The sequence below is a fragment of the Paenibacillus sp. S-12 genome (genome assembly GCF_030363895.1).
Lineage (GTDB): Bacteria > Bacillota > Bacilli > Paenibacillales > Paenibacillaceae > Paenibacillus_B > Paenibacillus_B alvei.
The window spans coordinates 248767-272415 of the sequence record NZ_JASIUF010000008.1 but is presented as its reverse complement, the minus strand read 5'-3'; the positions used below and the strand labels follow the sequence as shown (position 1 = coordinate 272415).

Sequence of the window (23649 nt, the reverse complement as noted above, 5' to 3'; positions counted from 1 at the left end):
CACCCTTTGTTTACCCCTTATTTTGTTAACATAACTTAGAAAGCTAGTAAGAGGTCTACTTTCTCGCATTCGTTGTAGTCAACAGTAAAACACCGATAATACAGACTATAAAGCAACCGGCCCTTGCCAAGCCTCGGTTCCGACCACCCACATAACATTTACACGACCCTGATTATCTACGACGAACAAGTCGATCTGGTTTCCTGCCTGTCGTTCAGTTGCTAAAGATGCACCTGGGAGGGCGAAGTCCTGACCGGTCAGGGCGACCGGTCCTTGCCAAGCCCCGGTTCCGACCACCCACATGACATTTATACGCCCCTGACTATCCACGAAGAACAAATCAATCTGGTTCATTGTCTGTCGTTCTGTTGCAAAAACTCCATCAAAGGCGACTGAACCAGTCAGAGCGACCGGCCCTTGCCAAGCTCCGGTTCCGACCACCCACATGACATTTACGCGACCAAAATTATCCGCGACAAACAGGTCAATCTGGTGGGGCGTTTGTCGTTCAGTTGCTAAATGTGCACCAGGTTTAGTGAAGTTCGGACCGGTCAAGGCGATCGGCGGATGCCAAGGCTCAGTTCCAACCACCCACATAACATTTACGCGACCCTGATTATCCACGACGAACAGGTCGATCTGATCGGCCGTCTGTCGTTCTGTTGCTAAATGTGCACCAGGTTTAGTGAAGTTCGGACCAGTCAAGGCGACCGGTGCATGCCAAGGCTCGGTTCCGACCACCCACATAACATTTACGCGACCCTGATTATCTACGACGAACAGGTCAATCTGGTTCATTGTCTGTCGTTCTGTTGCTAAAGCTGCGCCAGGTGGGGCGAAGTTCGGACCAGTCAGGGCGACTGGTGGATGCCAAGGCCCGGTTCCGACCACCCACATAACGTTTACGCGACCCTGATTATCTACGACGAACAGGTCGATCTGATCGGCCGTCTGTCGTTCGGTTGCTAAAGCTGCGCCAGGTGGAGCGAAGTTCGGACCGGTCAAAGTAACCGGCCCTTGCCAAGCCCCAGTTCCGACTACCCACATGACATTTACGCGGCCTTGATCGTCTACGTAGAAAATATCAATCTGGTCTTCAGTCTGTCGTTCTGTTGCTAAAGATGACCCAGGATAGGCAGTCGTAACTGGACGATTCCTGACACTACCGTTTACCTGATATCTTGAAGAACCGTCATATCCAAATAGAGATGGAACAGAATATGGCGATGATGGGTACCAAGTTGGATATGGATAAAAAGGTAGCTGGCTGTATAATGGTCTTCTCAAAGTTTCCCCCTCCTTTTTTTCTAAAATATATTATTCCTGGTTCCATGTTATGGTTAGTTGTCCCGTATTTAAATTATATTTCCAGTCAGGATCGTGGACTGTCACACAAAACTAGACCAATTTTCTGTAATCAACTGGGCTCATATAGCCTAGTGTTCCGTGAAATCGGTGTTTATTGTACCAGTTCACATAATCATTTAACTCCAATTTCAGATGCTGAAGGCTATGAAAATTCATTTGGTTAATGAACTCCGTTTTCATGATTTTAAATGTGGCTTGTAGCAACGGCATTGTCGTAAGGACAACCTTTCATGCTTGACCGATTAGGAACTCAGTCAACGTTTCATCGATCAGCTTGTTCTTAAATTCACTGCCTCGATCGGTATGGAATAATTGAATCAGACGTAGATCACCTTGTTCGAAGCAAATGTCCGTGCTACTCTACTAGTGCAGCATCTTGGTTAGATCCCACACTGGAATAATTTCGATTAAAGAGATCGACAAACATACAGATGTAGTGCACTCTGTTTTTGACTTTGACATAGGTTAGGTCGCTGACTACAACGCGTTTAGCTTCATATTGCTGGAATTGACGATTCAATTTACTTGCTTGCTGGGACTCATCACCCTTACTTTACGGAATACAAAAAGAATCTATTTTGAAAAAAGATTAATCAAAATAGATTCTTTTCCATTAGATTTAAGATTGGTTTTTATAAAAATGTCCTATCCTTATTATTCTCCTTTTTTTAGAGAAATGGATCGAATCACAGGCAAAATAACCCATCCTATAATTAATAATGTTACTTAAGACACGTCTTGTAGGAGGAGTGGCAGGGTTGCTGTTATAGACCGCAAAGTATGAACAAATAAAATTATAAAAAGTATACCGTAGACTTTTTATAATGTTTATGGTAGTCATTTTGGCAATTATTTTTGGTAAGATTGTATGCCATTGATACTGAGCACCTTAATTCAGATTAAATAAGTTGCAAAAATTATGGTTTTTGGTAACTAATTTACTTATTTTATATGATTTAAAGAATTTACTTTGCGATTCATAGTAAGAACCATGCCATTCCCCCTTTCGTACAAACAAAATATTCCATACATAAGCAATATTAAATTATAGAATTTTTCCAGGAAATCAAAACATTTTTATATTCAGTTTATATATCTTCTTTTATTAATAAAAATATCTCCCTAGATAAGTAAAAATCCAAAGGGATAAAACGGTACGACTTTATTTCAAAGCTACAGCCCCTAACATATTATATATGTCTAAAATGTTAGGGACAGTGTTTTAATACCATTAAATTAGGTCTTGATGGTCTTGATAAATTATTTTTCCTTCACTCGATCTTTCAGCTTGATCTCTTTTTCATTCATTTATTGATCTTGCTTGGCTTTTTCCCGTGACCGATCCAACATTTCTTGCCCCTTGAGTTGAAGCTCAGCAACTGCCTCATCCAGCGTTTTCTCTTGGTCAATCAAGGATTTCAGCACATCCGACAGTAAAACATCAAACTCAGAATGAAAACCCGCCGGAATACTCTTTTTATCAGACACTCCACTGGCCTGCATTGGCTTTAACAGATAGAACGCATCCGTTTCCCGCCCTCTAAAATCCTTGAAATAGTCTGACCGCGTGGGGAGCGTATCGTTCATTGCCTTCCCAGCAACCTGCGCCATTTCCGGCCCGTTCACGAACTTGACGAATTCCCAAGCCGCCCGCTTGTTCGGAGAATCCGCAGATATGGCATAGATCTCTGATAATTTCACGTAAGCTGATTCATCGGGCTTAGCAGGATTAACAGGCGCGGCCGCGATGCCCCAGTCGATCTCCGGTGTCTTCGAATAGTAGGGAATATCCCGCAAAAAGGAAGCAAACCACGGTGCTTGAATCGTCATTGCAGCTTGACCTATGTAGAACAACTCGTTCGATCGGCTGTATTGTTTCAAGTAGTCTCTATGTTTCTCAAAGTCGCTATCGTCGTATCCATCAAGCTGTTCGCCCTCCTTCATCGGGGGAGGCGCATAGGCTGCATGATTGCGGACGGCATCTGCCGTCATCTTCATCGCTTCCTTCCAACCATCCGAATCGATCAACAGCTTGCTTGATTTCTCGTCAACAAGCTTTAGTCCCGATGCAGCGGCGATATCATACATCAAACTTGCTGGCCCTTTCGTTTGATACAAGCCAAACACTTGCTTCTTTCCTGATTCGACGCTCGCAAATCTCTCTGCCAGATCAAGAAGCTCCTTCCACGTCATTTTCCCGTTAGGCGGCTCGATTTGATACTTCTTGAACAAATTGCGATTATAATAGATGACATTTGTCTCAAAGGATGGAGTAAGCCCGTACAACTTTCCGTTCCCTTTTGCCCGCAGCCTATCGATAAGTCCAGGCATGAATCCGTCCAGCTTGTATTGATCCTGGCTAATGGCCGGCTCTATGTCATACAACCTCCCTTCTTGAGCGAAGGTCTCAAACATACTTTCATTCAAAAACAGCACGTCCGGCTTATACTTATCAAGGAGCTTCTTTTTTTCTTCATTCCAATCGAATGATTCCTCTTTGTCGGCACCGCCGAACATCTCCTCCTGACTAATAACCTCGACGTCAATATCAGGGCTCATCATTTTGAAGAAGTTCCCATAATCCTGATAGAATGCATCTTCACTTTTATAGACGACCCTGATCTTCCCCTTGCCATCTTTAAGTGGCGCTAGTTCTGACCGCTCTCCGAAACAGCCGCTTATAAGTGATATCATTGTCAGCAGTACTATACAAATCTTCCACTTTTTTAGCACGTATTTCACACTCTCCCTAGTCTATGTTATAAACAATATCACTCAATCTATTAGATGTTCTTATTGCCCCATAGTGCTCTCGCTTCCCTCAGGATTTGAGAGATCGAACGGCTCACCGGGCTTTACATTTACGAGCGTCATGCATGACGTGCCCCTTAACCATCTTGAGTTATGAACTGCCTGTTGGCTTCTTTTTCGACTTTTCACGCAGCTGCACCAGTGCGTCCTGCGCTTTAATTTCCAATGCGGCAGCCGCTTCGTCCACAGATTTCTTATTATCAATGACGGCCTGAAGTTCTTCCATCAGCGTTTTATTAAACACTCGATAGAATTCAAATCTGGAAACATTCCCCCACATGTTATTGCCTTCCTTGGCCTTCAGCATATAGAACGCTTCCATGCTCTTCCCCTTAAATTCCTTCAAGTAACCAGTTCGTGTTGGCAATTTGCCATCCATTGTACGCGAACGGGCATGCGCCATCTCCGGTCCGCTCGCAAACTTGACGAATTCCCAGGCCGCCCGCTTATTCTGTGAGTTGGCTGAAACCGCGAAGAGCTCGTCAAAATACACGCCTGTTGATTCCTCCCCAGGTTCAATTGGGACAGTGACAATCTCCCAATCAACAGGCTCCTGATATTTATAGCCCCATGAAGTCGGAGGCCCAGATATTGTCATTGCAGCCACGCCATCGTAAAAGTCATTTTGTGAGGAGTACAGTTGACTCTCAGGACGGAAATAAACCGCATTGTTGCGTACGGCATCCGTCGCCAACCTCATTGCTTGTTTCCAGCCATCCGAATTGAAGAATACCTTCTCTCCTGTCGGATCGATCAGCTTTAAGCCGGCGGTATCGGCGATGTCATACATCAGTTCACCAATATTGCCATAGGTATGGTAAAAGCCATGCACCGGACGGCCTCCATTCTTGACGGTAGAGAATCTGGCAGCCAAATTGAATACCTCTTGCCAAGTCATCTTGTTCGTAGGCGGATCGATCTGATTCTCCGCGAACAATTTCGTGTTATAATACAGTGCCTTCATTCTCACATATGGAGCCAGCCCATATAGCTTGCCGTCACCTAAACTTTTGATCGTATCGATGAGCCCCGGCATGTAGCCCTCGATATCATAACCGTCCTGGCTTATCACTTCATCTAGACCATAGAGCCTGCCGTCAGTTGCGAATTGCTTGAACGTAGTGTCGTTCAGCATGTATACATCCGCCTCCGAATTCTCGAGCAGTTTCTTAACTTCCGCTTCCCAAGCTTCCGCGCTAATCATCTTCCCGAGATTTTTGAGCACTTGAACCTGTGGGATGACTTCGACTTCAATCTGCGGGTACTTCATATTAAAGTACTTTCCGTAATCGCGGTAGAATGCATCCTCATCCTGGTAGAGCACTTTGATTTTACTTGGCTGCAAAGGCTCCAGCACTTCCTTCTTGCCGAAGCAGCCGCTTATCAGAGAAATGACCGTCAGCATCAGTATTGCTATTTTCCATCTATTATGCATATCTTTCTAGCTCTCCTTCTTTGTTTAAGCGCAGTTCACAATGAACCCTGATTTTTTCTATTGTAAAATTCAAATCCTTTAACATCCGGCTGTCCAGCATATATACATCTGCGTTCGCTTCTTCGAGCAGCTTCTTTACTTCCGCCTTACGAAGCTTCTTTATTTCTTCTTCAAGGCTTCTTCTCCTCTGCTTTACGCGCTTTTAGGAGTACCTCTTGCCCCTTGATCTCCAGCTCGGCTAACGCCTCGTCCACTGACTTCTTATTATCAATAACGGCTTATCGAACAATCGGAAGAAGACATCTGGAACATGCTCATTCATCCATACCGTGTTCCCCTGCTTGACCTTCAGCAGATAGAAGGCTTCCGTGCTCTTGCCGTCGATCTCCTTTGCATAGCCGGTACGCGAAAGGAGTGAGCCGTTTATTGTTCTTGAACGAGATAGGGCCATTTCCTCTCCATTCACGAACTTGACGAATTCCCAGGCTACACGTTTATTCGGCGAGTCGGCTGCAATTGCAGCGATTTCGAAAAGAGAAATGGATTGCGATGGCTCCGCAGGATCAATCGGCACCGTGACCGCGCCCCAATCTATCGGCTTTTCTCCCTCCACATAAGTAGGTCGCTGCTTCAATTCCATCATTACGAAAGCATCCGCAACCATCATTGCGGCTTTCCCTTTGAAAAAGTAGCTTTTTTGTGTATACATTTGGCTCTCAGGATGGAAATAGACCGATTTATTGCGTACCGCACCCACTGCCAGCTTCATTGCATCTTTCCAGCCATCCGAATTCAGAAGTACCTTCTCTCCCTTCGGATTAAACAGCCTCAAGCCGGAAGTATCAGCGATTTGATACATCAGCCTGCCCGGGTCTCCCACAATTTCATACAAGCCGTGCACTTTATTGTCGCCCGCACCGACATTAGAAAATCTCGCGGCCAAATCAAATAGTTCCTGCCAGGTCATGTTGTTCCTCGGTGGTTCGATTTGATGCTCCTTAAATAAGGCCTTGTTATAATATAGAACCTGCCTGTTGAAGGATGGAGCCAGTCCGTACAGCTTCCCGTTGCCCAAACTTTTGATCTTGTCCAGCAATCCTGGCATAAAGCCATCGACATCATACTCATCCTGGCGAATCGCGTCCTCCAAATCGTACAGCTTTCCATCCTGGGCAAAGATCTTAAATACATAATCGTCCAGTAGAAATACATCTGCGCCAGAGCTCTCCAGCAGCTTCTTTTTTTCTACAAAATAGTCATCCGCATTAATGATTTTCCCAAGCTTTTTAAGCAGCTGCATCTCGGGAATGACCTCGACCTCAATTTGCGGATATTTCATATGAAAATACTTTCCGTAATCGCGGTAAAATGCATCCTCATCCTGATAGACTACCTTGAGTTTGCTTGGCTGCAGCGGTTCCAGCACTTCCTTCTTCCCGAAGCATCCACTCATTAAGGAGACGATCGTTAGCAGCAGAATCGCTATTTTCCATTTGTGATGTATATTTCCTCACCCTTTTCCTTACTTAAGAGTTTCCTTTTGTCTTCTGTTTTGATTCTTCTTGCAATTTGAGCAATAGCTCCTGCCCCTTTATCTCCAAGGCGGCAGCCGCTTCATCTACTGACTTCTTATTATCGATAACGGCCTGAAGCTCTCCCTCCAGCGTCTTATTGAACATCCCGAAGAAGGGAAATGGGACATACTCATTCATCCAAACGCTATTGTGCTGGGCCTTCAGCATATAGAACGGTTCCATGCTCTTGCCCTTGAATTCCTTCAAATAACCGGTACGTGAAGGTAAACTTCCGGTCATCGTGCGTGAACGGGCATGAGCCATTTCCGATCCGCTCGTAAACTTGACGAATTCCCAGGCGGCGCGCTTGTTGACAGAATTCGCAGAAACCGCAAAAAGGGAATTAAAGGAAACGTTCGTCGATTCCACCCCCGGCTCAATTGGGACAGTGACGACCTCCCAATCTACCGGCTCTCCCTCGTTAAATCTAACAACAAATGTGGCGGGAGGGCCGGAAACGGTCATCGCAGCCACACCATCATCAAAGAAGTCGTTTTTTGACGAATACATCTGATCTTCTGGACGGAAATGAACCGCATTGTTGCGTACAGCATCCACAGCCATTTTCATTGCTTTTTTCCAGCCATCCGAATTGATGAGCACCTTCTCCCCCTTCGGATCGAACAGCTTTAAGCCGGAAGTATCAGCGATATCCATCATCAACATGCCTGCATGGCCATACGAAAAGTACAAGCCATGCACAGGACGGCTTCCATTTTTCACATTAGAAAATCTCGCTGCTAGTTGCAGCACTTCTTCCCAGGTCATCTTGTTCGTCGGCGGTTCGATTTGATTTTCCTTGAACAATTTAGTGTTATAGTACAGGGCTCCAACGCTTACTTGGGGAGCCAGCCCATACAGCTTGCCGTTGCCCAGGTTCTTTATCGAATCGATAAGCCCCGGCATGAACTCCTCGATATTATAGCCGTCCTGCCGGATAGCTTCTTCAATGTCATAGAGTTTGCCGTCGGCGGCGAATTCCTTGAACATCCTGCTGTCCAGCATATATACATCTGCGTCCGCTTCTTCGAGCAGCTTCTTTACTTCCGCCTCGTATTCATCCGCGCGAATCATCTTTCCGAGATTTTTGAGCACCTGAACCTGCGGAATGACTTCAACCTCAATCTGCGGATATTTCATATGGAAGTACTTTCCGTAATCGCGGTAAAATGCGTCCTCATCTTGATAGACCAGCTTGATCTTGCTTGGCTTAATCGGTTCCAGCACTTCCTTCTTCCCAATACAGCCGCCGATGAGAGACATGACCAATAAAAGTAGAACTGCTATTCTCCAATTTTTGCGCATGCTTCTTCTCCATCTCTGTTCTTTTTCCCCGGGGTTGAAACACTTCTCACATTTACTCTCTTAGAAGCTCTCCTAATATATAACAATCCTCGCGATGTGAAATGTGACACATTGTAAAATTAAATGAAACAGAGACCGTCAACTGATCGACGAACCATATACTTGACGTAAGTCAGTTGCAAGTCATTCGGGTATCAATCGTAAGAGGTGAGCAATAAAAAAATCCGTTAAAGTTTGGGCTTCAACGGATTTTTCCACCTATGTCGGACTATTTTATTTGTTATTTTTTCCGTTCAATCGCGTCTTCTGTTGCAGTTCATGCGCAACCCGAAGCGCTTCTTGCCCCTTCATTTGCAGCTCATTTACCGCCTCATCTACAGACTTTTCATTGTCCAAAATGGCTTGCAGCGCTTCATTCAGCAATGCCTGGAAAGAACTGATATATTCTTCAGGGACGTTCTTGTTGCCCCACAGTACATCCATCGAAGAAAACTCTTTCAGCTTCAACGCATAAAAAGCTTCTGTGCTTCTGCCGTCCAGCTCTTTGAAATATTCCGGCCGGGAAGGAATAGAAGGAATCATGCCGACATTCGTCCGAGATGTCACCTTCGCCATATCCTCACCGTTTACAAATTTAATGAATTCCCATGCGGCATCTTTATTCTGGGAATTTGCAGCGATCGCATAAATGTCGCGAAAGTACACATCTCCCGTTTCGTTGGGCGTTAAAGGATCGACCGGAGTTGTCACGACATCCCAATTGATTTTCACACCTTTCTTGTCTCTTAGAACCCTCAAATCCCATGGATTGCCAAGCTTCATCGCAGCCTGTCCTGTGAAGAAAAGCCCTTTTTCCGGTTCAATAGGTTGAGGGCCTTTTTGGGTCGGAGTATACAGCGCCTTACTCCGCGCCGCATCCGTCGCCTGCCGAATGGCCTCTTTCCAGTCATCCGAGTCGATTAACAGCTTCTCTCCCTTAGCATCGAACAGCCTTAAGGCGGTTGAAGTAGCAATTCTATACATCAGGCTGTCTGCTCCGCCAATATCCTGGTCTATCGCATATAAATGTTTATCTTTACTGCCTGCATTTGTTACTCTTGCAGCCAGTTCAAAAAACTCCTTCCAGCTCATTTGATTTCGAGGAGGCTCGATATTATGCTCCTTGAATATATCTCGATTGTAGTATAATACAGAGGTATCAATGCTGGGCGTCAGCCCGTACAGCGTCCCCTTGCCCAACACTTTGAGCCTGTCGATAAGTCCTGGCATAAAACCTTCCATATCATAGCGATCCTGCTTAATGACCCCGTCGATCGCATACAGCTTCCCGCCTTGGGCAAATTCTTTATACTTTTCCTCATCCAGCAGCAATACGTCCGGCTGATACTTATCCAGCAGTTTTTGCGACTCCTTCCCAAAATCGAAATCGGGCTGGTTGAACTTGGAATACAGCTCCGATTTACTGACAACTTCGACGTCAATTTCGGGGTGCTTCAATTTGAACAATTGCCCATAATCTCGATAAAATGCCTCTTCATCCTGGTAGACGACTTTAATTGTCCCTTTAACCTTCTTGACGGACTCCGATTCCGAGTCGTTCCCGAAACAGCCGCTTACCAAGGACATGATGAGAAGGAGCATTATCCCCATTTTCCAGATTTTTTGCACTCGCAATTCTCTTCTCTCCCCTGTGAAATTTATGCATTTGGCTCCGCATGCACAGAACCAGATTATAAGATTACCTTACGATTTCTTCGCTGCCGCTTCACGCGCTTTTATTAATGCTTGCTGCCCCTTCATATCCAGCTCCATGAGCGCTTCTTCTATCGTCTTCTGTTTATCTATGATCGCTTGCAATGCCTCTGACAACAGCGGGTCAAATAAGTCGTAAAATCCGTGAGGAATGTTCTTGTCTTCCAGCAGCCCTCTGCCTTCTTTCGGCTTTAGGAGATAGAACGGTTCCGTGCTTCTGCCATCCAGCTCCTTAAAATAGCCCGTACGCGTCGGCATCTTCCCGTTATTCCCCAGTGCGGCAATCTGAGCCATGTCCGTTCCATTTACGAATTGAATAAATTCCCATGCCGCTCGCTTATTTTCTGAATCTGCGGATATCGCATAAATTTCCGATAAGTGTACATAGGCTGATTCATTCGGGCTGGCCGGATCGACCGGAGTTGTGACGATGCCCCAATCAATCTTCGGCGTTTTTTCATACATCGGAACTTCTTTCAAACGAACAGTGAACCAGGACTCTTGAAATGTCATCGCGGCTTTTTCTTGGTGAAAAGGCTCGTAAAAACGATCCATGCGCTCATTGTTTGCGTCTTGCTCTGGTATGTACACGGACTTATTGCGGATTGCATCCGCAGTCATCGTTACAGCTTCCTTCCAGCCCTCGGATTGAATCAGCAGTTTCTGTCCTTTATTGTCAACCAGACGGAGCCCAGAGGCAGCCGCAATATCATACAACAGCTTTTCGGGTTTCTCCGTCTGATACAGTCCATATGCCCCTGCGTTCGCGAATCTGCCCGCTAAGTCCAACAATTCTTTCCAGCTCATTTTATCTCTCGGCGGTTCGATATTATATTCTTTGAACAACCCCCGATTATAGTACAGCACAGAAGTTTCGAAATAAGGGGCCAGTCCGTACAGCTTCCCGTTCCCCTTCTCTTTCAGCCGATCGATAAGCCCAGGCATGAAGCCGGCAATATCATATTTATCCTGGTTAATGGCCATATCGAGATCATATAGTCTCCCGTCTTGGGCAAAGGCTTCGAACATGCTCTCGTTCAGCAGCAATACATCGGGCTTATACTTTTCTATTACTCTCTTCTTTTCCTCGTTCAAGTCAAAGGGGGAATTCTTAGCTTGTTCAAACAATTCATCCTGGGCGATGACTTCAACTTCAATATCCGGATATTTCATCAGAAATAAGTTCCCGTAATCCCGATTGAATGATTCCTCATCCTTATAAACGATTCTGAGCTTCCCTTTCCCATCTTTTAACGGCGCCATCTCTGAATTTCCACCAAAGCAACCGCCCAATAGTGACGTGATTGTCAGCAATAGGAGTCCAAATTTCCATTTTTTATACATATTTCTCTCACTTTCACCTTTTATTGTCTTTTTTGGGACGACACATATGTTGTATGCTGCCTTATAGCTTCCTATCAATGATTACTTATTTTCTGGTTTCGTTGCGTGCTTGCATCAGCACCTTTTGTCCAACTTTCTCCAACACGGCGGCTGCTTCATCAATCGTTTTTTGATTCTCTATCACGGCCTGCATTTCTGCTCGCAGCGGCTCTACGTACATGCGGAAAAAGGGCTCCGGAACATGAGCGTTCCCCCATTTTTTCGCTGTTTCCCTCACTTTTAGCATATAGAAGGCCTCAAGACTTTTGCCGTCATATTCTTTCAAATATCCTGTCCGCGATGGCAATGTCCCGTTGTATGTTTTGGAAAGGGCTTTTGCCATTTCAGCTCCGTTCACGAGCTTGACCAACTCCCAAGCCGCCCGCTTATTGGGAGAATTGGCTGATATGGCGAAGATTTCACGCGAATTTATATTCACGGACTCATCATTGCGAAGCACGGGCATGGTTACGATGCCCCAATTCATATGGATTCCGGTATGCTTGAGCGACAGCATGAGACCTGGCGAATCGAACGTCATTGCCGCTTCTTTGTTCATAAAATGTTTTTTGCTGCCATTAGAATGTAAAATAATCGACCCGCTGCGGACTCCATCCGTGACGAGCTTCATAACACTTTTCCAGCCGTCCGTATTGATAAGCACTTGTTCTGCCTTCTCGTCGAATAGCTGTAAGCCAGAGTCGAAGCCGATATTCAGTACCTCGCGTCCGGGATCGGAATAGGTTTCCTCCAAGCCGTACACGTGCCCGCCACTGCCTTGACCCGTAAATCTGCCTGCCAAATCCATTAGCTCCTGCCAAGACATTTTATTTTTCGGCGGTTCAACCTGATATTCCTTGAACAGATCCTCATTGTAGTACAGGGCATGTACGGTGACGCGCGGCACAAGGCCGTACAGATCCCCTTTGCCTAATGCCTTGAGCTTGTCGATAAGTCCAGGCATGAACCCATCCACATCAAAGTTATCTTGATGAATGGCTGTCTCCAAGTTATACAGCTTGCCCTCCTCAACGAAGGCTTTGAACATCTCCTCATCTAACAGCAATACATCAGGATTGTATGTATTCAGGAACTTCCTAGTCGCTTCCTCATAATCATTGACATGATTGAATTCGGTAATGAGCTTCGACTTGCTAATCACTTCCACGTCAATTTGCGGAAATTGTAATTTGAAGTATTTCCCGTAATCCTCAAAGAATGATTCCTCATCGAGATAGACGACCTTGATTGTTCCTGCTTGAAGTGGCTCGAGTTCTTCTTTTTGTTCGCCGCAACTACTCAGCAAGGATAAGATCGTCAGCATGAAAATTCCCGTTCTCCATACCCTTTTCATAGATATCCTCCTACTCTCCTTCTCACCTATTTATCGCAACAGGCCTACTTACCGAGATGGGTGCACATGTGTTTACTTAGCAGTTGGATCACTCGAACGCGCTTTGTCCTCCCGTAATCGGCGTAATACAGCTTGCCCCTTCTCCTTTAATTCGGCAGCGGCTTGGTCTACTGTTTTCTTCCCGTCAATGACCGCTTGCAGTTCTTCCGACAAGATTGGTTCGAAAACGAGAAAGAAATCACGAGGTACATTCCGGTTGTCCCATATGCCGTCTTTCCTCTGCGGCTTCAATTGATAGAACGGCTCTGTTACTGTTGAATCAAAATCATTCAGATTGCCCATGCGCGTCGGCGCATAGTCATACATAAAGCGTTGGGAATGTGTCGCCATTGTTTTCTTGCCATTGATGAATTTCACGAATTCCATCGCGGCCTGCTTGTTATCGGAATCTGCTGCTACTGCATACACATAGGGCAGCTTCATATTCGCCTCTGCCAACTTCGGATTGCCAGGCGGCGACAGGGCGCCCCATTTTTTGTGTAATTTTCTCTTATCGTCCGGCTGCATCACATCTTTATGAATAAAGGATGGATCACCGATCAACATGGCAGAATCCCCATCTAAAAAAATCCCATCATGGGTCATGTTGCGCTCTTTCGGATGAACGAGCAGCGCACGGCTTCTCACTGCTTCTGTCATTTTCTTTATGACATGCTTCCATCCGTCTGTATCGATCAGCAGCTTCTCCCCCTTCTCGTCGAACAAGCTCAGTCCGGAAGAAGAACCGATCTGGTACATCATCGCCGGGGCGGCGGAATATGTATGATAAATGCCGTGAAAATCCCGCTTTCCCGAACCGGGATCGGAGATTTGTCCAGCCAGCTCCAGCACCTCATCCCATGTCATATTGCTTCGCGGAGGCGCAACGTGATGCTTCTCGAACAAGTCCTTATTGTAAAATAAGACTTGTCTGTAGAAATAGGGGGCTATTCCATACAGCTCCCCGTCCCCTCTGCTTTTTAATCGCTCGATCAGTCCGGGCATAAACTCGTTTAGATGAAAGCTTTCATCTTGCAGATCAGCCTCCATGTCATAGAGCTTCCCTTCGCGCGCGGTATCCGAGAACAGGTTCTCATCAACAACAATGACATCCGGCTTGTGCCTGTCTAGAAACTTTTTCTGCCCCTCGTAAAACTCATCGAGTGATTTTCCATCCTTGAACTTGGCAAACTCATTCGTCTGGACAATAAATTCGATTTGATCCAGTGGATAGTTCATCATTTTTATTTTATCGATATCGACGTAGTACGCGTATTCATCCTGATACAGCACCTTGATTTTACTTTCCTGAATGGGCTTATCCTGCTCTTGCATCTTCCCGGCACATCCGCTTATCAATGCGATGATCATAAGCAGCATAATCGCGACTCTCCATTTCCCCATACTTGCTGCCTCTCCTTCCTCGATCCTACGACGTTATTCCTTCTCCAGCTCTATGGTGAACTCTAGCTCTTTCATATAATGCTTTTCTACCTTTCTGGCTTCTAACGATTCATAATCATACAAAAAAGGCTTGATCGTAATCGACTTCGGCCTTTGCGGGAACGGCTCGAACAGCAAATCCAATCCATAATCATTCGACTCTTCGTACTTATTAGCTAATCCTCCAAGGCCCGCATCTACCAGTCCTTTTGCCTTGTTCCCCTGATCATCGAACACGTCTGCACTGAACAGCAGGTTATCGCGCAGTCCAAAGTCTTTTTTCGGACCTATAAATTTATCGGGTACATGCTGCATTTCTCCTATTCCTCTCAGCATCACTCGCGTCGTGATTGGGGTTAACTCCAATTTCTCAAGCGACAGGCTAAGACCGTCATAAGATTTCGTCATATTCTCTGTAAATTTAATATTTTTCGTATTTTTCTTCACCGGAATATTGAACATGAACACCTCCCGAACTCCCGATAATGATACATTCATGCGGATATTGAACTCATCGGGTAGCGGTTTCGGCTCGCTGCTGAGATTTCCGTTTCTCGTTACTGAGGGTTCACTCCAACTAACTGAAATACCCGAATCTGGGTCTCCAGGAATTTGGTACATACTTAAACTTAAGTCGTATGTTATCTCCTCAAGTGAAGAGTCTAAGAAACGAATTCGACGAATTACTCCCCTATCGTCTGTTAAAGAGGGACTGAACAGATAGGAAGACAGATTTTCGCCTTCACGCTCCCACGTAAAAGCCAAGCGGATGCCATCATAAACTATGTTTTTAATTCGAAGCGTAACCCCGTCATGAGTGATGGATTGATTGATTTTCGTAACCAAATTGTTATCAACCGCGTAAGAAAGGCCAAAATCGCCGGTTTGCTGGAACACGACGCCGATGAAGGGCAGCTTGCTTAATGCATGCGCCATCGTTGATGAGACGAACCCGCTTCCAACTAAACCGCCGCTAATAACGGCTGCTAAGGAGGTAGCGATCAATGCTGGCTTCCAGATCGATTTCTTCTTCGCTGCCTTCTCTTCCCGAATCCGATTCATGATCCGATGACTGTATGTATAGACCGGCATTTCGGTATCGTGAATGATTTGTTCAAGCTGATTGATTTCTTGATCGGTCAGCTTAGTTCGATTGGACCATTTCGCCATTCGCAAAGACCTCCTTATCGTTATTCCGAAGCTTCGTGCGCAGCCGCTCATATTTCTTTCGAATCGTGGCCGGGTTGGTGTCCATAATATCCGCTATTTCATTAAAGCTGTATTGCTCAACCGCTCGGAGCAGCAAAATATGCCTCTCCTCCACGGTCAACAGTTCGAGCAGATTCTCAACAATTGCTTCTTGATGTGCTGGAGAAGAACTAGGTTCAAGTTCTCTGCAGCGCAAGAGCAGCCGATACCAGCGATTCCTTTTCTTCAGTACGTTCATGCTGTGGTTATAAGTGATTTTATACAACCATGCTGCAAAGTTTGTGTTCCGTATGTATTGCTTTATATTGCGGTAAGCCTGTATGAAAATTTCCTGCAAAGCATCTTCTGCTTCTTCTCGACTCCCTAATAGATAGTAGCAATAGCTGTATATCTGCTTTTCGAAATGATGAATGAGGATTGCAAAGGCCTCAGCATCTCCTTCTTGCACTTTAACAACAATGGCTTCGATAAATTGCTGCTTTTGTTGTCGTTCCCCCGGGCTGGATAGTTCCACAGGTTCACCTCCCTTGATGCTTTCCAAGCTATATAACAACCATAATCTACGATTTGTGACACCTATCCAAAATAAAAAACAGATAGCGCCAACCGAATAGTTTTTCTACCCGATTGGCGCATACTGCTTATACGATCCGGTATTCAATTTCGTAAGTATTGATATGCTTAAAAGGTTAGTATGTAATAAGCTTTTTGCCTGCCTTGAAGCTTAATGGAATACTGGTCATAATGACAACACCGGCAATGATTGTGCTGATAATAAGCTCACTAGCTGTAATTACATTTGCAGTAAGCCCCGCTTTCATAATGAGGCTATCAATCGGAATGATGACCAATAGACCAGTAACTAAACCTGGCGAGTAGCAGCGTTCGATAATCGTTGAGATCAAATGCGGGAAGATGATGTTGAAGATCATTCCGCCCACATAGCCAAAATACGCGTATTTGAACAACGAAATGTCTGGATAGATGATATAGAGAGCCGTAATCAAATAGGCTAATCCGGTAACCCAAAATAAACCGAACAAAAACTGATCCTGAGAAACTGCTTTATGCAGCTTAACCTTCCCTGCTGCGGAAGATTGTCTGGTCAGCCACACTGCCTCTTCTAAATTGTGAATCGTAAAGGCAAATAAAAATAATAGAATAATGGATGTATTCATATTGTAGTCCTCCCTATTGGAACATTCAAGCAATTGCAAGTATTCGTGATGGTAACGATAAGAATTTACTGTAATCCATTCAATAGAAAATGAACGGTGCTAGCCGAAATCTCTTCCATACTCTCTGTGTGTTCTTCCTTCCCCGTTGTCTCGAACAAATCATCAAGTGCAGGTACATTCCGCGTGAAGATTAGCGCTCCTATAATGAAATGCAGTGTCTGCTTCAAGGATGTGAAGTGGAAGCATCCCTGCTCTCTTCCTGCTTCTATTATGTCGCGAAGCTGCTTCCATAACGTGTACACATAAGCCTGCAATTTCTCCATGCGCGGACTCTGCATAATGATCTCCTGCTGCAGTAAATTGATAAGTTCAGGCTCGGACTGGCGCAGCACGACAAATTGATGGATGAAATGCGTAAAATCCGAAACTGGGTCTTTCAACGTATAGGTTGTCGTAACATAGTGGGGAATCAACGATTCAAAAAGTGCATAGAACACCTTCTCCTTGCCGCCAAAATGATAGGAAACTAGCGCAATCGCCACTCCTGCTTCCTCGCAAATTTGACGCACTGAAGTGCCTTCGAATCCATTGCGTGCAAACAGCTTCTTCGCTGCATCGAGAATTTTCACCTTCACGTCATTTGTATTTTGTACCATACCTGTTCTCCTCTCATGATGTTATTGATGTATAAGTGCTAAGTTGACTTGCCACATTCATTGAATCACTGTTTTGAACAAACGTTTTGAACAGTTGTTCAATTCTTGATATACCCATCCTACTCCTCCGCTGCTGCACTGTCAACTTCATCGAACAAGATTGAGAATCTAAGCATAGGAAATCGGACACGATAACATTAACGATCTTACGAATACAATCAATCAAGGGAGGCTTCTTCAATGAGTGGCAGCATCAGTATATGGGCACTCAAAAAAATGCCCATGCAGCAAGTGATTCAATATATCGAACAACATAGTTCAACTGATTTTCAGGCACGAATGACAAATATGCAGGTATCTGACTATGAAGCTCTATCTCCTGATCAAGCTCAGGATGAACTTCGTACCGCAATATCGACAATGAATGAGGAGCATTACACGGATTATTTATTGGAGTTAATTGATGAGTGATATGGGATAATGAATAGGAGACGGCGCTCCACACACAAAGAAGCATGCCCTCGCGAGGAGAGACATGCTTCTTCTATTAATCATGCTAAGACATAGCCTGAACAACAATATGACTATCAACGTATTGCTTGAATGCTGCTATCTTCCCATCAGCAAGCCTCCATACATGTGCGAAGTCTGCACGAATGGATTTCCCTGTAGCCTTGTATGTTCCGGTATAAACGCCCTCTGTAATTACAATCTTTTGACTTGAAACCTCATGGTAGGTGTGTACAGTGGCAACAAAGTTGTCCCATTCTGTTCCTAAGCGATCAAATACGTTGCTCTTGATGCTGGCTGCTCCATGGAACGTGCCACCGTACGGATACCCTTCTGCTTCCGTCCATACTGTGCTATCAGTTAATGCTTCAAGCAGAAATTCAGGTCCCTCATAGGTGCGGCGGATAATGTCTACATTCGCTTGCTGACTTTCCATATCCAGCCCTCCCACTGTAACAATAGGATGCATAATCTTATTTATGGAAACTTACAACTTCTTCAAACGGCAGGAAGCTGCGTTCGCCTGGTTGTTCATTCGGCTCACCGAACGGCATTTGCGCGATCAACGTCCACTCTTGTGGAATATTCCATGTACGCTTCACTTCTTCATCTACAATAGGGTTGTAGTGCTGAAGGGAAGCTCCGATGCCCTCCGCTTCCAACGAAGTCCATACTGCATATTGCAGCATCGCACTGCCTTGATGAGACCAGAACGGGAATTGCTCTTTATAGCTAGGAGCATTTTCTTGCATGCTTTGAATCGTTGCGTGGTTCTCGAAGAACAAGATTGTTCCCACGCCATCGCGGAAGCCTGCCAGTCTTTGTACAGTCGCATCAAAGTTCTCTGCCGGAACGCGAGCACGCAGCGTTTCTTTCACGATGTCCCAGAACTTCTCATGCTCACCGTCCAACAATACGACCACACGGCCGCTTTGCATATTAAATGACGTTGGGGCATGCAAGGATGTTTTCAAAATTTCGCGGATTCGTTCTTCTGTAATAGCTGGATTTTTAGTTACTTTGCGAATGGAACGGCGGTTGATGATTGCCTCTTTTAATGTTGTCATTGGAATTTCCTCCATTTAGGAATGATTTGATTTGTATACTAGATAAACTTAGCAGTTTCCATTGAGGTCGCACTGCATACCTTCAACAGAGTCAAAAGGCTCCTTGGCTGCTGCCTGATCAATTGCATGAGCCAACCGTTCTTTGCTGGCCAGCCCTTGAATGACCTGATCACCGATGATGAATGTTGGCACTGCCGAAATGCGAGCTTCATAGGCATGCTTGATCGCCTCTTGATGCACTTCACGATATTTTCGAGAAACGAGCGCCGTGCGAAATGCTTCTGCATCCAAGCCAAGCTCTTCAGCTAGCTTCGTCAACACATCGATTTCCCCAATATTTTGCTCTTCTTGGAAAAAGGCTGTGAACACGCGATGAATATATTCATTGCCGAGCTCCTGCTCTTTCGCAAATTGATATCCTTCAAAAGCCAAATTCGTATACGGATGTGGAGATACATGCGGCAAACGCATATCTATTCCCAATTTCTCCGCTGTTGGCTTAATGAATGCATCCCATGATCCCAACTTATCCGGTTCGTTCCATGGATCGATCTTCGGATATGGCTCCGGACGCAATTCGAACGGCATCCATTCTACTTCAACATCTTTTTCCTTTACAATCTCATCCAATGGTCCTTTGCCCAGAAAACAAAATGGACATATAAAATCAGAATAGGCTTTAATCTTTACTGTCATTATCGTTTCCTCGCCTTCTGTATATAAACTCGCTGTAACATAAACCGTTACATCTAGCACAAAAAAATATCCCACTTGATGTAACCATTATAGTTACAACTAAGAGGAAAGTCAACTCTTTCTAGGAAATATCTAAATGTAAGCCAATATTACTTTGAAAGAAACGTAAAGTTTTTGAAAATAAATGACATTTACTGTCATAAAAACAAACCATTTTCACAAAGGATGCAACTTAGCTCAATCAAATGCTCTGCAACGCGTATAAACTATGATCAAAAGATATCGATTAAATAGAAATTAGGTGAGACCTTATGTGGTTTAGAGCAAATGAAAAAGAGCTGCAGGCTTTGCTAGGAGGAATAAGCAACATCGTCAAGCAAGCATTGCACGATTCCCTGCTTAGCAATGCAAATGAGGATAATCCTATCATTACAAGACTCAAAGCAGAAGTAAAAAAAGAAATAGAGAAGCTGAATATGCCATTGCCCACACCCGCCTCTGCCCTGCATGAAATGGTTGAAAGATATGTGAATCGATCCGTATCTATTAATACGCCGGCTGGTATCGTAGAAGGCACAATCACAGAAGTTGGAAGCGATTATGTAGAAATCTTGGAGACGGATGACATGGTCGTTATCGTGCAATTGGCCAATGCGATTTCTCTGCAAGCCGGTTAATCTGAGCAAGGAGGTGATGAATATGATGGACAAGCTTAGACCTTTAATCGGTTCTAACCTGCAAGTTGCGACTGCGTTGGAAACAACAACCGGTACGCTTGTATCGGTGGATGAAAACAAATTAACATTGCGCACGTCAAGCGTGTCTGGCTATGAGAATGGCCAGTACGCCATATTTCAATTGAAATCCATATCTTATATTCGCATTATATAATTTTATTTGGCTACATTATGAAGGTGGAGTGGTATAAACATGACATATTCTCGAATAAAAGGGCTCGTCAGTGTGGTAATCCCGAATTACAACCGTGCAAATTACCTGCAGGATTGTCTGAACGGCATTCTTCAGCAGACGTATACGAATTGGGAAATCATCCTGGTTGATGATGGATCCACTGATGATTCCATTCAACAGATTCATGACTGGCTTCTCAACAACCGCGCATATTTGCCCAATCATAATTCCTTTCTTACAATGACGCTGCCGCGAAATATTGGATATGCTGGAGCAATGACGGTAGGCTTATTTATGGCAAAAGGCGAATATATTGCAATCCAAGACTCTGACGACATTTCCCATGCAGAACGGCTGGAGAAGCAGATTAATTATCTTGAAGAACATCAAAATATTGAAATGCTTGGAACAAACTATTACGTATTCGAAAACGATCCGAATAAGATAGAGACCAAGCCCAAATGGCTTCGCTATGGACAGCATATCCGCACAACCTATAATAACGGCGGACACTGTGTGTGCCATGGTACGGTCATGATGCGTGGCGCTCTATTTGATCGTAAGGGCGGGCATTCAAGACGTATAAAAGGTGCAGAAGATTATGAATTTATTGCGCGTTGTCTGGATCCGAACCATTTAAATATTGAAAATCTCCCCGACGTTCTCTATTACTACCGCAGTCATCCAAACCAACGTTCCCGAAAATATTTTTCAAAAAAGCAGGATCCTAAGAATGAAATCTAATCATATCCGCGTGCTGATGGTGATGGACAGCTTAGCAGTTGGCGGTACGGAAACGCATGTGCTGAGCATTGTCAAAGCGCTGAGGAAACTCGGAATACATTCCATATACGCGGGAGCAAGCGGTAGTATGTATGGAGCTTTTGCCCGAGCAGGCTGTCCAATTCATGCAGTGGATGTATCTCCAGGAGTCCTTCTTCATTTGCAGGATTACAGGCTCCAGAAAATCATCTCCACTTTACAACAAGTAATGAAATCGCGGAAAATTAGCGTCGTTCACGTCCATCAGACACCATCTGGTCTATATGCTGCAATGGCTGCGAAGGAACTGGGAATTCCCGTTGTATTCACCGCTCATGGCATGTATTATCCCGAAGAACAATTATTGCGTATGAATCAATATAGCGACGCCATTATTAGTGTAAGCAAGCCTGTGCAGCAATTTTTAGAGCGCATGAATATACGATCCGAGCTCATTCCAAACGGAGTAAATCCAGACGACTTCTTTGAAGTAGACTCCTCCTCTCTTCGGAGCCAGCTCGGCTTACCAGACAGTGCGGATACCATCGTATACACAAGCAGATTGTCATGGGATAAGGCCTATGTGTGTACAATGCTTATTTGGGCTGCTAGAAGACTGCACTTGGAAGGCAGCTCACAGCTGCATGTTGTCATCGTCGGAGATGGACATCAATATCAGGAAATTTACGAGTTGGCCAACAGCATCGAACATGAAATTGGCAAGAGGTTCATTCATATGGTAGGAAGCAAAAAAAACGTACGCGATTATTTAAGTCTGGCTGATATTGTCGTTGGTACAGGAAGAGTAGCCTTGGAAGCGATGGCTTGCGGTAAGCCGGTGCTTGCTGTCGGCAACCACGGATATTTCGGTCTTGTTACTCCAGCAGCGTATGCACAAGCGTGGGATCAGTATTTCGGAGACCATGCGTCTAAGTGCAAGCCTTCCGAGGAAGTGATCGCCAATGCACTGCGCCAGGCTTTTACTCATAAAGCGACTTTGCGCAAAATCGGTTTTCAGGGTCGTCAATGGACATTAGAACATTTCGATATTCACAAAATCGTGATTCAGCTGGCAGAGCTTTATCAGAAAGTCATCCTGCAAGCTTGCCGACAGGAGGCTAGTCGTTAATGAAAAGAAAAATATTATATCTTGGATGGATTGGTTACAATAATTTTGGGGATGAGTGGATGTGGGACATGTTCCGGCATATGTCCAGCCGTTATCTCGAACAGGATAAGTATGAAATCATTCCTTCATTGCCTGGGGTTGATTTGAACGATATTGACCCGTATGACACCGTTGTGCTCGGGGGAGGATCTCTCCTTATTCCGGGATATGTTGATATCATGTACAATGCGGCCAAGAAGAACAAGACGACAATCATCTGGGGCAGCGGGCATGATCGCCTCAGTCGATTAATGATCAATGACGACCGATCCTTCAGCCCTGAGCCTGCAGCTGATAGTGCCGTATATCGTGCAATGCTGCAGGAAGTTATCCGAAGTGCGGCATATTGCGGCATACGAGGTCCATGGACGCATGAATATTTGTCACACAGCGGCGCACCAATGGATCGGGTCTCCATAAGCGGAGATCCTGCTATGTTGGCTCCACTCCCGTCTTCCGTCCATCAAGCAGAACGAACAGATGAACGCTGGATCGGACTCAATTGGGGAACGTCTTACAACCGCATTTATGGCCGGAATGAGGCAGCATTAGAAGATGAGCTTGCCCATGCAGCGCAGCGCTGGATTCGAGAGGGGTACAAAATCTATATTTATGTTGTATGGGGCCCAGATCGCGAAGCCACAAAACGATTGCAGCAAAAGATCGGATTTCCGGAACATGTTGTATTCGATCCTGAGCTCCATTCGCTTGATGCCTATTTAAAATTAGCACAAAAATTCGACTTTACGGTAAACTTCAAACTGCACGCCAACGTATTGTCAGCAGCGGCTGGCATTCCATTCATCTGCTTAGGCTATCGATTCAAGTCATACGACTTCGTACACTCTATGAATCTACCAACGATCATCATCCCAACCCATGCCGCTCACATGGAGACAGCATTGCTAGAAACAGCAAGCTACATTCAGAACAATCGCACGGACCTTATAAGAAATATGCAGGATCTCCGAGAACGCGCAGAATTACAACTGGTAACGCCTTTCAGAGATAAATTGCTATAAAAGTT

Annotated in this window: 23 protein-coding genes; 6 read left to right on the top strand and 17 right to left on the bottom strand. The window is 44.9% G+C overall.

Going from position 1 to position 23649, the window contains the following annotated elements:
- Positions 1 to 105: 105 nt before the first annotated feature.
- The 14 genes from NO352_RS08790 to NO352_RS08730 form a co-directional block, all read right to left on the bottom strand.
- The gene (locus NO352_RS08790) at positions 106 to 1287 is read right to left on the bottom strand and encodes a beta propeller lectin (protein ID WP_289355379.1); all 1182 of its coding nucleotides are present in this window, start codon (positions 1285 to 1287) and stop codon (positions 106 to 108) included.
- 111 nt (positions 1288 to 1398) lie between these two features.
- Positions 1399 to 1578 carry an IS3 family transposase gene (locus NO352_RS25090; protein WP_353961236.1) on the bottom strand — a complete coding sequence of 60 codons (180 nt, stop codon included), beginning with the start codon at positions 1576 to 1578 and terminating at the stop codon, positions 1399 to 1401.
- Between the two features lie 1098 nt (positions 1579 to 2676).
- The gene (locus NO352_RS08785; RefSeq protein WP_262866774.1) at positions 2677 to 4101 is read right to left on the bottom strand and encodes an ABC transporter substrate-binding protein; all 1425 of its coding nucleotides are present in this window, start codon (positions 4099 to 4101) and stop codon (positions 2677 to 2679) included.
- A gap of 169 nt (positions 4102 to 4270) precedes the next feature.
- Positions 4271 to 5614, bottom strand: coding sequence for an ABC transporter substrate-binding protein (locus NO352_RS08780; RefSeq protein ID WP_289355378.1), 1344 nt, complete (start codon positions 5612 to 5614; stop codon positions 4271 to 4273).
- A gap of 238 nt (positions 5615 to 5852) precedes the next feature.
- Positions 5853 to 7040, bottom strand: a complete 1188-nt coding sequence (locus tag NO352_RS08775; RefSeq protein WP_353961235.1) for an ABC transporter substrate-binding protein — start codon at positions 7038 to 7040, stop codon at positions 5853 to 5855.
- Positions 7041 to 7140: 100 nt separating this feature from the next.
- Positions 7141 to 8493 (bottom strand): ABC transporter substrate-binding protein, encoded by a 1353-nt coding sequence (locus NO352_RS08770; protein WP_289355377.1) that lies wholly within the window; start codon positions 8491 to 8493, stop codon positions 7141 to 7143.
- Positions 8494 to 8766: 273 nt separating this feature from the next.
- Positions 8767 to 10161, bottom strand: coding sequence for an ABC transporter substrate-binding protein (locus NO352_RS08765; protein ID WP_289355376.1), 1395 nt, complete (start codon positions 10159 to 10161; stop codon positions 8767 to 8769).
- A 75-nt stretch (positions 10162 to 10236) separates the two neighbouring features.
- Positions 10237 to 11508 (bottom strand): ABC transporter substrate-binding protein, encoded by a 1272-nt coding sequence (locus NO352_RS08760; protein ID WP_289355375.1) that lies wholly within the window; start codon positions 11506 to 11508, stop codon positions 10237 to 10239.
- Between the two features lie 166 nt (positions 11509 to 11674).
- The gene (locus NO352_RS08755) at positions 11675 to 12982 is read right to left on the bottom strand and encodes an extracellular solute-binding protein (protein WP_289355374.1); all 1308 of its coding nucleotides are present in this window, start codon (positions 12980 to 12982) and stop codon (positions 11675 to 11677) included.
- A gap of 72 nt (positions 12983 to 13054) precedes the next feature.
- Positions 13055 to 14425 carry an ABC transporter substrate-binding protein gene (locus tag NO352_RS08750; RefSeq protein WP_289355373.1) on the bottom strand — a complete coding sequence of 457 codons (1371 nt, stop codon included), beginning with the start codon at positions 14423 to 14425 and terminating at the stop codon, positions 13055 to 13057.
- Positions 14426 to 14458: 33 nt separating this feature from the next.
- On the bottom strand, positions 14459 to 15634 hold the full coding sequence (locus NO352_RS08745; RefSeq protein ID WP_289355372.1) for a DUF4179 domain-containing protein: 1176 nt from the start codon (positions 15632 to 15634) through the stop codon (positions 14459 to 14461).
- Positions 15609 to 16187 carry an RNA polymerase sigma factor gene (locus NO352_RS08740; RefSeq protein WP_005549357.1) on the bottom strand — a complete coding sequence of 193 codons (579 nt, stop codon included), beginning with the start codon at positions 16185 to 16187 and terminating at the stop codon, positions 15609 to 15611. Before NO352_RS08740 ends, NO352_RS08745 begins: the two co-directional genes overlap by 26 nt.
- Before the next feature lie 175 nt (positions 16188 to 16362).
- Entirely contained in the window at positions 16363 to 16851 is a 489-nt protein-coding gene (locus NO352_RS08735; RefSeq protein ID WP_289355371.1) for an HXXEE domain-containing protein, read from the bottom strand.
- 65 nt (positions 16852 to 16916) lie between these two features.
- Positions 16917 to 17507 (bottom strand): TetR/AcrR family transcriptional regulator, encoded by a 591-nt coding sequence (locus NO352_RS08730; protein ID WP_268600303.1) that lies wholly within the window; start codon positions 17505 to 17507, stop codon positions 16917 to 16919.
- 240 nt (positions 17508 to 17747) lie between these two features.
- Here NO352_RS08730 and NO352_RS08725 point away from each other — a divergent pair, with 240 nt between their 5' ends.
- Positions 17748 to 17978, top strand: a complete 231-nt coding sequence (locus NO352_RS08725; RefSeq protein WP_289355370.1) for a hypothetical protein — start codon at positions 17748 to 17750, stop codon at positions 17976 to 17978.
- 85 nt (positions 17979 to 18063) lie between these two features.
- On the opposite strand, the gene NO352_RS08720 is transcribed toward NO352_RS08725, so the two are convergent.
- The 3 genes from NO352_RS08720 to NO352_RS08710 are packed head-to-tail and all read right to left on the bottom strand — an operon-like array spanning position 18064 to position 19780.
- A complete protein-coding gene (locus NO352_RS08720) occupies positions 18064 to 18453 on the bottom strand; it encodes a nuclear transport factor 2 family protein (protein WP_005549364.1) in 390 nt (129 codons plus the stop codon).
- A gap of 37 nt (positions 18454 to 18490) precedes the next feature.
- Complete coding sequence (locus tag NO352_RS08715; protein ID WP_289355369.1) at positions 18491 to 19084, bottom strand: nitroreductase family protein; 594 nt, start codon at positions 19082 to 19084, stop codon at positions 18491 to 18493.
- 48 nt (positions 19085 to 19132) lie between these two features.
- Positions 19133 to 19780 carry a DsbA family oxidoreductase gene (locus NO352_RS08710; RefSeq protein WP_040736425.1) on the bottom strand — a complete coding sequence of 216 codons (648 nt, stop codon included), beginning with the start codon at positions 19778 to 19780 and terminating at the stop codon, positions 19133 to 19135.
- A 311-nt stretch (positions 19781 to 20091) separates the two neighbouring features.
- On the opposite strand from NO352_RS08710, the gene NO352_RS08705 reads away from it, so the two are divergent.
- The 5 genes from NO352_RS08705 to NO352_RS08685 are packed head-to-tail and all read left to right on the top strand — an operon-like array spanning position 20092 to position 23644.
- Positions 20092 to 20457 carry a DUF2642 domain-containing protein gene (locus NO352_RS08705; RefSeq protein ID WP_262866777.1) on the top strand — a complete coding sequence of 122 codons (366 nt, stop codon included), beginning with the start codon at positions 20092 to 20094 and terminating at the stop codon, positions 20455 to 20457.
- Positions 20458 to 20479: 22 nt separating this feature from the next.
- Positions 20480 to 20671, top strand: coding sequence for a hypothetical protein (locus NO352_RS08700; protein ID WP_005549374.1), 192 nt, complete (start codon positions 20480 to 20482; stop codon positions 20669 to 20671).
- Positions 20672 to 20710: 39 nt separating this feature from the next.
- On the top strand, positions 20711 to 21436 hold the full coding sequence (locus NO352_RS08695) for a glycosyltransferase family 2 protein (protein ID WP_005549376.1): 726 nt from the start codon (positions 20711 to 20713) through the stop codon (positions 21434 to 21436).
- The gene (locus NO352_RS08690; protein WP_262866778.1) at positions 21426 to 22583 is read left to right on the top strand and encodes a glycosyltransferase family 4 protein; all 1158 of its coding nucleotides are present in this window, start codon (positions 21426 to 21428) and stop codon (positions 22581 to 22583) included. The genes NO352_RS08695 and NO352_RS08690 overlap by 11 nt, the downstream gene beginning before the upstream one ends.
- On the top strand, positions 22583 to 23644 hold the full coding sequence (locus NO352_RS08685; RefSeq protein ID WP_289355368.1) for a polysaccharide pyruvyl transferase family protein: 1062 nt from the start codon (positions 22583 to 22585) through the stop codon (positions 23642 to 23644). The genes NO352_RS08690 and NO352_RS08685 overlap by 1 nt, the downstream gene beginning before the upstream one ends.
- Positions 23645 to 23649 lie beyond the last annotated feature (5 nt).

Coding starts and splice junctions, on each gene's coding strand:
- NO352_RS25090 (WP_353961236.1), bottom strand. CDS start 1,578: ATGCCGTTGCTACAAGCCACATTTAAAATCATGAAAACGGAGTTCATT.
- NO352_RS08780 (WP_289355378.1), bottom strand. CDS start 5,614: ATGCATAATAGATGGAAAATAGCAATACTGATGCTGACGGTCATTTCT.
- NO352_RS08770 (WP_289355377.1), bottom strand. CDS start 8,493: ATGCGCAAAAATTGGAGAATAGCAGTTCTACTTTTATTGGTCATGTCT.
- NO352_RS08760 (WP_289355375.1), bottom strand. CDS start 11,508: ATGGCGCCGTTAAAAGATGGGAAAGGGAAGCTCAGAATCGTTTATAAG.
- NO352_RS08755 (WP_289355374.1), bottom strand. CDS start 12,982: ATGAAAAGGGTATGGAGAACGGGAATTTTCATGCTGACGATCTTATCC.
- NO352_RS08750 (WP_289355373.1), bottom strand. CDS start 14,425: ATGGGGAAATGGAGAGTCGCGATTATGCTGCTTATGATCATCGCATTG.
- NO352_RS08745 (WP_289355372.1), bottom strand. CDS start 15,634: ATGGCGAAATGGTCCAATCGAACTAAGCTGACCGATCAAGAAATCAAT.
- NO352_RS08735 (WP_289355371.1), bottom strand. CDS start 16,851: ATGAATACATCCATTATTCTATTATTTTTATTTGCCTTTACGATTCAC.
- NO352_RS08730 (WP_268600303.1), bottom strand. CDS start 17,507: ATGGTACAAAATACAAATGACGTGAAGGTGAAAATTCTCGATGCAGCG.
- NO352_RS08725 (WP_289355370.1), top strand. CDS start 17,748: ATGAGTGGCAGCATCAGTATATGGGCACTCAAAAAAATGCCCATGCAG.
- NO352_RS08720 (WP_005549364.1), bottom strand. CDS start 18,453: ATGGAAAGTCAGCAAGCGAATGTAGACATTATCCGCCGCACCTATGAG.
- NO352_RS08715 (WP_289355369.1), bottom strand. CDS start 19,084: ATGACAACATTAAAAGAGGCAATCATCAACCGCCGTTCCATTCGCAAA.
- NO352_RS08710 (WP_040736425.1), bottom strand. CDS start 19,780: ATGACAGTAAAGATTAAAGCCTATTCTGATTTTATATGTCCATTTTGT.
- NO352_RS08705 (WP_262866777.1), top strand. CDS start 20,092: ATGTGGTTTAGAGCAAATGAAAAAGAGCTGCAGGCTTTGCTAGGAGGA.
- NO352_RS08700 (WP_005549374.1), top strand. CDS start 20,480: ATGATGGACAAGCTTAGACCTTTAATCGGTTCTAACCTGCAAGTTGCG.
- NO352_RS08695 (WP_005549376.1), top strand. CDS start 20,711: ATGACATATTCTCGAATAAAAGGGCTCGTCAGTGTGGTAATCCCGAAT.
- NO352_RS08690 (WP_262866778.1), top strand. CDS start 21,426: ATGAAATCTAATCATATCCGCGTGCTGATGGTGATGGACAGCTTAGCA.
- NO352_RS08685 (WP_289355368.1), top strand. CDS start 22,583: ATGAAAAGAAAAATATTATATCTTGGATGGATTGGTTACAATAATTTT.